This window comes from Clostridium homopropionicum DSM 5847, assembly GCF_001263795.1.
GTDB lineage: Bacteria > Bacillota > Clostridia > Clostridiales > Clostridiaceae > Clostridium_H > Clostridium_H homopropionicum.
Genome location: NZ_LHUR01000020.1, coordinates 36,986 through 48,553, shown reverse-complemented (window position 1 = coordinate 48,553; position 11,568 = coordinate 36,986). Strand labels below are relative to the sequence as shown.

General features: G+C 35.2%; 10 protein-coding genes and 1 rRNA gene. All 11 read right to left on the bottom strand.

The window, feature by feature from the left end:
• Nucleotides 1-133 (bottom strand): 16S ribosomal RNA (locus CLHOM_RS07550); the annotation flags it as partial.
• Nucleotides 134-568: 435 nt separating this feature from the next.
• Nucleotides 569-1,024, bottom strand: coding sequence for a 2-thiouracil desulfurase family protein (locus CLHOM_RS07545; RefSeq protein ID WP_052221092.1), 456 nt, complete (start codon nucleotides 1,022-1,024; stop codon nucleotides 569-571).
• A 24-nt stretch (nucleotides 1,025-1,048) separates the two neighbouring features.
• On the bottom strand, nucleotides 1,049-2,110 hold the full coding sequence (locus CLHOM_RS07540) for an ABC transporter substrate-binding protein (protein ID WP_423230632.1): 1,062 nt from the start codon (nucleotides 2,108-2,110) through the stop codon (nucleotides 1,049-1,051).
• Between the two features lie 16 nt (nucleotides 2,111-2,126).
• Nucleotides 2,127-2,894: an ABC transporter permease gene (locus tag CLHOM_RS07535; RefSeq protein WP_052221090.1), complete on the bottom strand. Its 768-nt coding sequence runs from the start codon at nucleotides 2,892-2,894 to the stop codon at nucleotides 2,127-2,129.
• On the bottom strand, nucleotides 2,891-3,691 hold the full coding sequence (locus CLHOM_RS07530) for an ABC transporter permease (RefSeq protein ID WP_052221089.1): 801 nt from the start codon (nucleotides 3,689-3,691) through the stop codon (nucleotides 2,891-2,893). The genes CLHOM_RS07535 and CLHOM_RS07530 overlap by 4 nt, the downstream gene beginning before the upstream one ends.
• A gap of 2 nt (nucleotides 3,692-3,693) precedes the next feature.
• The gene (locus CLHOM_RS07525) at nucleotides 3,694-4,464 is read right to left on the bottom strand and encodes an ABC transporter ATP-binding protein (RefSeq protein ID WP_052221088.1); all 771 of its coding nucleotides are present in this window, start codon (nucleotides 4,462-4,464) and stop codon (nucleotides 3,694-3,696) included.
• Between the two features lie 73 nt (nucleotides 4,465-4,537).
• Nucleotides 4,538-6,061 (bottom strand): NAD-dependent dihydropyrimidine dehydrogenase subunit PreA, encoded by a 1,524-nt coding sequence (gene preA / locus CLHOM_RS07520; RefSeq protein WP_052221087.1) that lies wholly within the window; start codon nucleotides 6,059-6,061, stop codon nucleotides 4,538-4,540.
• A gap of 40 nt (nucleotides 6,062-6,101) precedes the next feature.
• Complete coding sequence (gene hydA, locus CLHOM_RS07515) at nucleotides 6,102-7,469, bottom strand: dihydropyrimidinase (protein WP_052221086.1); 1,368 nt, start codon at nucleotides 7,467-7,469, stop codon at nucleotides 6,102-6,104.
• Between the two features lie 36 nt (nucleotides 7,470-7,505).
• Nucleotides 7,506-8,825 carry a M20/M25/M40 family metallo-hydrolase gene (locus CLHOM_RS07510; protein WP_052221085.1) on the bottom strand — a complete coding sequence of 440 codons (1,320 nt, stop codon included), beginning with the start codon at nucleotides 8,823-8,825 and terminating at the stop codon, nucleotides 7,506-7,508.
• A 21-nt stretch (nucleotides 8,826-8,846) separates the two neighbouring features.
• Nucleotides 8,847-10,166, bottom strand: coding sequence for a M20/M25/M40 family metallo-hydrolase (locus tag CLHOM_RS07505; protein ID WP_052221084.1), 1,320 nt, complete (start codon nucleotides 10,164-10,166; stop codon nucleotides 8,847-8,849).
• A 22-nt stretch (nucleotides 10,167-10,188) separates the two neighbouring features.
• On the bottom strand, nucleotides 10,189-11,529 hold the full coding sequence (locus CLHOM_RS07500; protein WP_052221083.1) for an aminotransferase class III-fold pyridoxal phosphate-dependent enzyme: 1,341 nt from the start codon (nucleotides 11,527-11,529) through the stop codon (nucleotides 10,189-10,191).
• Nucleotides 11,530-11,568 lie beyond the last annotated feature (39 nt).

Sequence of the window (11,568 nt, the reverse complement as noted above, 5' to 3'; positions counted from 1 at the left end):
TTGAGGCAGGTTGCCCACGTGTTACTCACCCGTCCGCCGCTAGGTTTGTTCCGAAGAACTCCCCTCGCTCGACTTGCATGTGTTAGGCACGCCGCCAGCGTTCGTCCTGAGCCAGGATCAAACTCTCGAATTAAAAGTTTAATCTGTTCTCAAATTTATTGACTGGCATTTATTTACCTTAATTCTGTTTAATTTTCAAAGACCATTTGTTTTCGCCATCGTTAGACAGCTTATTCATTATATCACTAATTTTTTAGTTTGTCAATACTTATTAATTTATCAGATAAACCCGAAATCAGTAAACCTGTAAATATTATATTTGAATTTCGTTGTCGTACTGCGACAGCGACAAGAAGTATCTTATCACAAAAAATTAATGTAATTTAATATTTATATCTCTTTACATTAAGTTAGCTTTAAATATCTACATTTTTTTAAAAATTACTCTATTAATCTATCAGTGATACGCACGGAATAGTATATTAAGCTTTTAAAGAAAAGACTATAATAAAAAAGACTATGAATTTTATGCTAATCTAGCTTTTCTCATAGCCTTTTTTACTTCAAATTAATTTTCTTCAATCAACTTTTCAATTTTATCCAAATCATTTTCATCTAATACAACAAACCCGGATTCTCTTAGAAGCTGAACTGCCCTACCTTGACCTTCAATCTTGGTATCAGTGAAAGTACCGTCATAAATATATTTACTTCCGCAAGAGGGGCTGTCTTGCTTCATAATACATACTACAACGTCATTCTCTTTTGCAAGACGAACTGCTTCTATTGCACCTAATTCATACTCTTTTGTTACATCAACTCCAGTACAGGCAATTACTTTACTTCCTACCCGTTGAGAATCTGGGCGTGGAATAGTCAATCCTCCAAAGACTTCTGGACAAACTGGAATTAGTCTTCCTTCTTCTTTCCATTTTAAAAATCGCTTATCTAAACATGGAATATCACCATCATCATATCGAACATGCCATCCGTACAAACAACCGCTTACTAATATTTTTTTCAATTGAAATCACCCTTTGTGGAACAGTTATTTTGCTGTTGCTTTTTCCCAATACTTACTTGTAATTGTCTTTTCTGATAAGTCAGCTGGTTTTGAAAGTAATCCGTATTTATGTGCAAGATCTGCAGTTTGTTGAATTGCCTTCATATCAATATAACCTATCTTAGCAGAATCAAATCCTTGAGGAGCAACTAATTTAGCAACTTCTTTTGCCATATAAACTTGGTGTTCAAGAGATACACTTTGGTCAGTATCATATACAATTTTTCCTGCTGCAGCTGGATCAGCACAAGCATCTGCCCATCCTTTGATAGAAGCTCTTAAAAATCTTACAAAAAGATCTTCATTTTTTGAAATCCAATCTGAATTTACAAATAAGCAATCTTCAAGCATTGCAACACCAGCGTCATTCATATCAATTTTATTAAGTTCACTTTCCTTAAGTCCTGCTTCAAGAAGAAGTCCATATTCATTATAAGTCATAGCTGAAGCAGCGGCAATTTGATCATTTAAAAGCTGATTCATTGTAAAATCTTGTTGTACCAATTGTAGATCTTTATCTTTGTTTAGCTTATTAGCTTGAAGAAGTGCATAAATCTCATATTCATTACCACCAAACCAAGAACCTACTTTCTTTCCTTTTAAATCTGCAGGACTTTTAATTCCTGAAGAAGCTTTTGAAACAAGTAACATAGCACTCTTTTGGAAAATCTGTGCTACTTCAGTTAATCCCCAACCTTGAGATTGATACTTTAACAAACTAGAAACCCAAGTTACACCTATATCTGCAACACCGTTATTTACTTGTTGTTCAGGGATAATATCACTTCCACCTGGAAGAATCTCTATATCAATTCCTTCATCCTTATAATAGCCCTTTGCTTTAGCTACATAGTATCCCATGAATTGTGATTGAGGTAACCACTTAAGCTGAAGTCTAACCTTGTCAAGTTTGCCATCTGCAGCTTTTGTTTCCGTGTTTGTGCTTGTGTCTTTTGAACTATTAGAGCTACAAGCAGTTGCTACAATTGAAATTAACATAATTGCTAAGAATAACCAAGCTAAGTTTTTTCTTTTTCTCATTTTCATCACTCCTAATATTTTTTTATCTATGTGATGCGTGCCATTTTATGGCATCACGCTCAACCAATAAAATAATGCAATATAAAATCACACCTGCCAGTGAAGCTACAACTATATAGGACCACCCCATAGCCATTTCAGCTTTTCTTAGGCTGTCTTTTATTCCAAATCCTAAACCTGAGGTAGATGTTGCAAAGTATTCACTAATGATGGCAGCAATAATAGATGAAGCTATATTTATTTTGAAGGCAGTAAACACATTTGGTAAGCAATTTGGCAAACGCAATTTCCTAAAGGTTGTCCATTTACTTGCCGCAACTGAGTGCATTAAATCTATGGAGAATGGTTTCAAATTATTCAATCCGCTATAAGCATTAATTGCCATCGCTGCCATGCAAACTACCGTAACAACGCCTATTTTCTGTTGCATACCTACTGAAAACCAACGATTCATAATTGGAGATAACGCTACAATTGGTACTGCATTTAATGCTGAGACCACAATCATACCACCGTATCCCCACTTTGGAAAAGTTGTGGCTATTACCGCAATCATAAATCCCATAAATGAGCCTAGTATCATTCCGATTAAAGCACCGGAAATAGTTGTACCGCAATCCTTTAATGCTTTTCCTATATTATTTGATAAGGTAGCAACAATTTCAGATGGAACCGGCAATTGAAATGGCTTTAAGTTTAAAATTTTATGCAAAAAACCAAATTGCCAAAGTAAAATTAGAATAGCTCCAAAAATCAATGGCCATAGTATATTTTTCACTTCAATTTTCATGCAGCTTCACCTTCTTTCTTTACAATATCCTTTTGCCAAGGTAAGAAAATTCTTTCAGCAAAAACTACAATATAGAAGCTGATTACTCCCATGAAGGCACTAGTTATCACTGATGCCCAAAATATTCCGTTGGAACTAGAGTATAAAGAATAGAGAATTTTTACACCAATTCCGCTGCTAGAACCCAACATATCTACTAGAATTGATGCTGTTACAGCCATAGGCGCAGCAATTTTCAATCCTGTAAATAAGTAAGACATGGAGAATGGAAACATTAGTTTATAATATACATTTAATTTATTTGCAGCTATTGAATAGAGTAAATCCTTCTTTTCTTGTTCTACACTCTTTAAACCACTGAGCATATTAACAGAGACAGGGAAAAAAGTAATATATGCTGCTATGACTATTCTTGAAGTATTCATATCTCTAACAATATTGAAGATAATAGGAGCAAGCCCTAATACAGGTATCATCTGAGAAATTATTAAATATGGAAATGCTATTCTTTCTATAGTTTTAGATAAACTCATTACAACTGCTAGAACTATTCCAACTCCAGCACCCACAACAAAACCAATAGTTGCTCTAGAAAAAGTCACTGCACTTGCTTCTAATAACATTTTCCAATTTTTTATAATTGTCATAAATACAGAATGGGGGTAAGGAAGTTTTGTGGAAGCCATTTTATCGTGAAATATATTTTGTAGAGCAAATGCAAAGAATGACCATACTAAGATTATCCCAATAACCCAAACTATGGCGACAATCCTTCTTTCTTTTTTATCTACAACCATACTCACACCCCCTCAAAGCTTCTTCTTATCTTAGCTACATACTCATAAAACTCTGGAGTTTCTCGAAGTGAATTTTCACGTGGTCTTGGTAAATCTATATCTACAATAGCTGAAAGTCTACCTGGGTGTGGGGATAATACAACAACTCGATCTGATAGGAAAACAGATTCTGGAATGTTATGAGTAACGAAAATAACTGTATTCTTTGTCTTTCCCCAAATATTTAGTAAGTCTTCATTTAATTTTTCACGGGTAAACTCATCCAGTGCAGAGAAAGGCTCGTCCATCAATAGGATCTCAGGTTCAAGGGCTAAAGCTCTTGCAATACCGACCCTCTGCTGCATACCGCCACTTAACTGAAATGGATACTTATATCCAAACTCTTCTAATTCAACTAAATTTAGCATCTTGTCAATTCGAGCTGTTCTCTCTTTCTTTGGAATACCCATGATCTCCATTGGAAGACATATATTTCTTCTAATAGTTCTCCAATCATATAGAACTGGACTTTGAAATACAATACCGTATTTTTGCTGTAATCTAATTTCCCGGGGAGATTTGCCACTTATTGATACATTACCTGAAGTTGGTTGAAGCAAGTCTGCAATTAGACGAATTAGTGTACTTTTCCCACAACCTGAAGGACCTAGTAATGAAATAAACTCCCCTTTACGAATATCTAAGCTTACATTATTTAAAGCTACTATTTCTTCTCCAATATTATTTGTATATACCATGCTTACATCTTTAATTTGTATTTCAGGTGTATTCATAAACAAACCTCCTAACGCAAGATGCAGTATTAAGTGTCCCCCACAATCTTGCAGATTAAATTATTACAAGTTATTAATTTTTATTTATTTGAGAAATATCTACTCTTTTACTAGCAGAAATTGCACCTACTGGACATACAACCATACAAAGGTGACACCCTACACATTTTTTTGCTAAAAGTTTTGGTTTGCCACTTGCTTCGTCCATTTCTATTGCTTGATGACCACCATCATAACAGGATAGGTAACATCTACCGCATCCAACACATTCATCTCTATTTATATTAGGGTAAGATATTGAATGCCTATTTAGATGATCTGCTGGCACTAAATTTGGTAGTGCCATTCCCACCATTTCTTCAACTGAACTGAAACCTCTTTCCCCTAGATATGAAGAAAGTCCATCTATCAAATCTTCAATAATACGATAGCCATATTGCATTATTGATGTTGTTACCTGTAGATTTGTACACCCTAAAGCTAAAAATTCTGCAGCATCACGCCAGGTTTCTATTCCCCCCATTCCACTGATTGGTGTCTCCTTCAAGTAAGGGTGTTTTTTCATGTCATGGATAAAACGTAATGCTATTGGTTTTACTGTTTTACCAGAGTACCCTCCAACACAGGATTTTCCATCTACCTGAGGTTCTGAAGTAAAATCATCTAAATTTATATTCATGATACTCTTTATAGTATTGATTGCAGCTATACCAGTAGCACCTGACTTCATTGCTGCTATAGCAGGAACCTCCATATTCCCTATGTTAGGTGTCATCTTAGCTAAAATAGGAAGATGTGTCCCTTTTCTTGTGGCTGCTGTATATAGTGCAACTAATTCAGGATTTTGTCCTACATCAGAGCCTAAGCCTTCACCTGTCATGTGAGGACAAGAAAAATTGCACTCAATTATATCAGCACCTGCCTCTGTCATTTTCTCTGCTAAATAAGTCCATTCTTCTTCATTCTGTCCTAGGATAGAAGCTATTATAATTTTTGTTGGATAATCCCTCTTTAATCGTCTTAAATACTCTAAATTTTCTTCTAATGTATGATCCGAAATTTGTTCAATATTTTTAAAACCAATAAAGGAATTCCCTTCTTTACGAATAGTTGCAAACCTTGGTGAAACTTCTTCTGGAACAAAAGTGCCTATAGTCTTAAATGCTACCCCAGCCCAGCCCATTTCAAAGGCTTTTGCAACCATGTCATAATTGCTGGCTACTACAGAAGATGATAGGAAGAACGGATTCTCGCAAGGTAACCCACAAAATGTAGTATTTAAGCCTATCTTCTTTTTACTTCTATTTTCTTTATTTAAATTACCTGCATATTCCATAAGCTTTGAAATTTCAACAGGTTTATCTATTTTATCTTTTAAGCATGCTTTTATACAGCTTTTCTCTTTACAGATCTTACATAGTTCACTACCTTTTGCATAATTCTCTGCCCCACTAATATTCTCAAAACGGATAGAGCGAATTACTTTAGCAGGATCTAATCCATTTGGACATGTTTCTGTGCAAGGGGCATTGTAACAAAGCAGGCAACCATCTGATTCACTTTTAGCTGAAATTTTATTTAATGCTCTTTCCAACATGCCGCATCCTCCTGACTATATATTTAATTTTGGGTTATTTTTAATTTCTCCCAACTCGTTTTACGAACTTTCCCCAGCCTGGTTCACCAAGGAATTTTCCATCTTTATACACTAATTTGCCTCTTGAAAAGGTCATAACAGGGTAGCCAGATAACTTCTTTCCTTCCCAAATAGTATGATCATAATCTGAGTGCATGTTATCTACGGAAATTGTAAACTCCTTATTAGGATCATAAATTACAATGTCTGCATCCTTACCAACAGTTAGAGATCCTTTTTCTGTACAACCAAAGATTTTTGCTGAATTAGTACAACAAAGCTCTACAACTTTATTAAAAGTAATCTTTCCTTCATTAGCTGCTGACAACATGTATGGATACATGTTTTCGATACCTGCACAGCCATTTGGTATCTTTGTAAAATCATCTTTTCCCCAATCCTTTTCATAGCTTTGGAATGGACAGTGATCTGTAGCTATAGTATCAATCCCGCCAGTTTTAATTGCATTCCATAAAGCATCTTGACTTTCTTGTCCCTTCATAGGTGGGGAACATACAAAATTTCTGCCATCTTCTCGTTTATACACATCACAGGTAAACTCCAAATATTGAGGGCAAGTTTCTATATAAATTTCATGACCTTCTTTTTTTGCATCTATTGCGGCTTCCAAACCTTCCTTATCTGCCATGTGTACTATATAAAGAGGTGATTGAAGGTTTTTCGCCCAGTGTACAGCTCTTTTATCTGCCTCTGCTTCTACAAATTCCGGACGACTTAAATAGTGATACCAAGGAGAGGTCTTTCCTTCTTTCATAAATTTTTCAATGTTCAAATCGATTAAATCTGGATTTTCAGCATGAATATTAATCATTGCTCCAATTTCTTTTGCCTTTATTAATAGTTTTGCAAAAGTACCATCATCCACCATCATGCCTTCTTTTTTATAAACGAAAAAACATTTGAAGCTAGTAATACCTTCCTCTACTGCTTTTTCCATCTCATCTAATATTTCACCACCGTTTAAATCTGTGATGCAGCAGTGAAATGCATAATCTATGCAGGCCTCTTTTTCGCAGATGGCTTTTTTATCATTAATTAAATCAAGAATTTTCATACCTTTTTTCTGTAAGGGATAGTCAAAAACTGTTGTTACACCACCACATGCCGCAGCTCTTGTTCCTGACATATAGCTATCTGCTGATATAGTACCTCCAAAGGGCATTGCCAAGTGAGTATGAGCATCAATAGCTCCCGGTAAAACTAATTTATTTCCAGCATCTATTACAATAGCTCCTTCTTCCGGAAAATTTCTACCAATGGCAGTTATTTTTCCGTCAGTTACCGCAATATCAGCTCTATATGTTGCCACTGGAGAAATTATCGTACCGTTCTTAATTATTAAATCCATATAATTACCTCCCAAAATTTACCTACCTCTTAGCTTTTACCATTCTAATAATTCAAAGGTTTTATCATTTCCCTCTACCACCTTAAGGAATATGGCAGCATTTCCTTCTACTGCTTTAACTATATAATCTGTTCTGACTTTATCATAAGGTGTATGTGCATATTGCTCTTGCATAGGAGAATATCCTATACTTGGCTTTCTATCTATTCCAGCTGTCTTACTAGCATCTGTTCCAAAATCCCAGTAGCCGTATTTTACAGGCTGACCTACTGTCTCCAATGCTTCTGCTGCTGCCTTTACAAATGAATGTTCAACACCTATTTTCCATGGAGCCATATCCTTCGGAACCTTGTACTCTATTCCTGTATATGATTTTTCAAGAGCACTCTTAACCTTTATATCTGCTTTAAACTCTGGATCTTTCTCTGAAAGCTCCTTAATAATTTTTTCAATTTGTTCCTTTGCAATTTCTGCATTTTCCCCTGGAATTGTACGTCTATCAATGGAAAGCATACACTTGTCAGGTACTATTGATAAAGCTCCTGGAGAACATTCGATTATATTTAAGGAAATAGATGCTTGTCCTAATTCATTGTCTTTTTGAAGAGAAGGATAAAGTTCATCCTTAATTTTATTAATAAGAGGAATAGATTTATATATAGCATTTATTCCAAGCCAAGGAGCACTTCCATGAGAGGTTCTTCCATAAACTGTGGCTAAAAACTCTACCCTTCCTCTATGTCCACAGTACAGCTTTAAGGAAGAGGCTTCTGAAGAAACCATTGCATCATAGGTTATACCTTTTTCTTTAAAAGTCTTATCCACTAAATGAAGCATTCCTACCATTTCAGCCGGTTCCTCTTGAACAACACCTGTAAATATAAATCTTCCTTTAAACTTAAAGCCTTTTTCTCTAAGCTTTACAAGTGCAGCCCCTGCATATATTTGAGCTGCTGCTCCTCCTTTAACATCTGAAGCAGCCCTTCCATGTATGCATTCTGCTAACTCTTTAACCGTTTTATCTTGATTGTCCACTAAGCATATATCGATTTTTCCGCCATAAGGATCATAACCTTCCCAATTATTCACATCTCCTGGGCTAACATGATCCATATGAGAGTTATACATTATTGCAGGTCCTTCCTCAGTTCCATTGATTATTCCAACTACGTTACCCATATCATCTCTAAATACTTCATCATAACCTAGTTTTTCCATTTCGCTTAAGTAAATATCTGCAATTTCCTTTTCAGTTCCGCTTATACTTGGAGTTTGAATTAGCTTTTGAGCAAATTCAATAACTTGTGTTTTAAATTCTTCCTTTATCTCTTTTAATTCTTCAAAAATATTCTTCATAATAAAACCTTCTTTCAATTATTAAAGTTTAAAAGCTTCTTTTGGCAATTTGCTTAATTCTAAGTAAATGCAAGTATTACCAAGAACGGCTTTTTCCATATAGTCTGTTCTAACTTTGTCTACAGGCCTATGGCAGTAAAACTCCTGCATTGGTGAATATCCTATAGCTGGCTTTTTATCTCTTCCACAAATAACTGAAAGGTCTGTACCAAAATCCCAATAACCATATTTAACAGGTTGTCCTGATTTATCTATAGCTTTAGCTGCTGCTTTTACAAATTCATGCTCCTTATCTATTTTCCAAGCCTCTTTTACATTAGGAATTGTAGCTGTTTTTCCTGTATATGAGATTCTAGGTACTGCGGCAATTTCTACTGTAGCTCTAAAGTCTTTGTCTTCCTTTGAAATTTCATCTATAATATTTTGAATTTCTAAGAGGCAACTTTCTGCTGTTTCCCCAGGAACAAATCTCCTATCATAAGTTATATTGCATCTATCTGGCACAATGCATAAGGCTCCTGGCGTACAGTTTATTATTGTAAGAGCGATACTTGATTTGCCTAAATCCCTATCCTCTGAATAATTTTCTGCAAGATATTTTTCTACTTTATCAATAAATTTAGTGGCTTTATTTACTGCATTTATTCCAAGCCAAGGAGCACTTCCATGAGAGGTAACTCCTGAAATAGTTACTTTAAGTTCAACTCTTCCCCTATGTCCTAAATATAATTTAAGACTTGTGGCTTCACAGGATACAACTCCATCGTAGTCTATTCCACGACTAGGTAAGGTCTCGTCAATAAGCTTTATCATTCCTAGCTGTTCAGCTGGTTCCTCAAGAACTACTCCTGTGAACATGAATTTACCCTTCATCTTATATCCCATATCTCTAAGCTTTAAAAGTATAAACCCTGAATATACTTGGCAGGCTCCCCCTCCTTTGACATCTGCTGCGGCTCTTCCGTGAATAACCTCTGCCATTTCAAGGCCTGTTCTGTCTTGATTCTCCATTTCCACTATATCAATAGCTGCTCCATAGGGATCATAGCCTTCCCACTCACTATAATCCCCTGGATCAACATGATCTAAATGGGCGTTGTACATGATTGTAGGTCCTGGTTCTGTACCATTTACTATTCCAATTACATTGCCCCACTCATCCCTAAAAACTTCGTCATATCCAAGTTCCTTCATTTCGGCCATATAAATATCTGCTACATCCTTTTCTTCTCCTGATAAGGAAGGGCATTGTATTAATTTTCTTGCAAATTCAATCATTTTCGGTTTTATATATTTAACTATCTTTTCAATGTTTTCAATATTCTCAACCAATATAATCATCTTCTTTCCTTAAAGTTTTGATCTATGCAATTAATTTATCTACATAATCTAATACTTCATCCATAATTCCTAAAGCTTCCTTTAGCTCTTCTTCCTTTATGATAAGTGGTGGAGCTACAATTATCATGTTTTCATGTGAATAAGTTGAAAAGCCTTTATTTTTAAGTAAACCTATTATTGTACCCATCACTTTACCTGGATCTTTTCCATATGATACCAATGGTTCTCTTGTTTCTTTATCTTTTACAAGTTCTATAGCTGAAAATAACCCAATATATCTTACATCTCCTACAGATGGATGCTTAGCTTTTAATTTTTCTAGTTCTTCACCCAAAATCTTTCCCATAGCTTTTGCATTTTCTAGAAGACCTTCTTCTTCGTAAACATCTAAGGTTGCACAACCTGCTGCACATGCCATTGGGTGACCACTATAGGTTAAACCGCACATAAGAGTTTTATCATCAAAATAATCAGCAATCTTCTTATCAACAATGACTCCTCCTAGTGGAATGTAACCACAGGTAATACCTTTTGCAAAGGATATAATATCTGGCTTTACTCCAAAATTATTTATAGCAAAGTATTCTCCTGTTCTGCCAAAGCCAGCCATAACTTCATCACAAATCATAATTATTCCAAACTCATCACAAATTGCCCTAACACCTTTCATATATCCCTTAGGTGGAATAATTACTCCATTACTTCCTGTTATACTTTCCATAACTATTGCAGCTACATTTTCTGGTCCTTCATAAATAACTTGCTCTCTTAGCTTGTCTACATAGAACTTAGAAGCTGCTTCTTCACTTTCAAACTCAATTCCAGCTCTATATATGTAAGGATCAAAGAACTTGATAAAGCCCGGAATCCCTGGTTCACTAGCATATCTTCTTGGCTCACCAGTTAAGTTCCCAGCTCCCATGGTTGAACCATGATAAGAACGATATCTTGAAAAAATCTTTTGCCTTCCAGTATACATCCTAGCCATCTTAATGGCATTTTCATTAGCATCTGCACCTCCTAAGGTAAAAAATACTTTTCCCATATTATCAGGTGCTAACTCTATTATTCTTTTAGCAAGCTCTGACCTTACATCCACTGCGTAACTTGGAGCTGTATAAGTTAATCTATCCGCTTGCTGTTTAATTGCCTCAATTACTTTCTTGTTTCCATGTCCAATATTAGAATTTACTAATTGAGAAGACATATCGAAATATTTATTTCCTTGAAAATCCCAAAAATATATACCTTCTGCCTTTGTAACTACTAATGGATTTAAATTCCCTTGGCTAGACCAAGAATGTAAATTGTATTTTTTATCATAATCTTTTATGTTTTCCTCTGTTAAAGAATAAGCTTTCATTATTTCTTCCCCCTCTTTAATGTACTTAAAATCTATACA

What these genes read in the sequence shown, in the direction of transcription:
- hydA (WP_052221086.1), bottom strand. Translation starts at nt 7,469, where the DNA reads ATGGATTTAATAATTAAGAACGGTACGATAATTTCTCCAGTGGCAACA.
- CLHOM_RS07540 (WP_423230632.1), bottom strand. Translation starts at nt 2,110, where the DNA reads ATGAAAATGAGAAAAAGAAAAAACTTAGCTTGGTTATTCTTAGCAATT.
- CLHOM_RS07505 (WP_052221084.1), bottom strand. Translation starts at nt 10,166, where the DNA reads ATGATTATATTGGTTGAGAATATTGAAAACATTGAAAAGATAGTTAAA.
- CLHOM_RS07535 (WP_052221090.1), bottom strand. Translation starts at nt 2,894, where the DNA reads ATGAAAATTGAAGTGAAAAATATACTATGGCCATTGATTTTTGGAGCT.
- CLHOM_RS07530 (WP_052221089.1), bottom strand. Translation starts at nt 3,691, where the DNA reads ATGGTTGTAGATAAAAAAGAAAGAAGGATTGTCGCCATAGTTTGGGTT.
- CLHOM_RS07525 (WP_052221088.1), bottom strand. Translation starts at nt 4,464, where the DNA reads ATGAATACACCTGAAATACAAATTAAAGATGTAAGCATGGTATATACA.
- CLHOM_RS07500 (WP_052221083.1), bottom strand. Translation starts at nt 11,529, where the DNA reads ATGAAAGCTTATTCTTTAACAGAGGAAAACATAAAAGATTATGATAAA.
- CLHOM_RS07510 (WP_052221085.1), bottom strand. Translation starts at nt 8,825, where the DNA reads ATGAAGAATATTTTTGAAGAATTAAAAGAGATAAAGGAAGAATTTAAA.
- preA (WP_052221087.1), bottom strand. Translation starts at nt 6,061, where the DNA reads ATGTTGGAAAGAGCATTAAATAAAATTTCAGCTAAAAGTGAATCAGAT.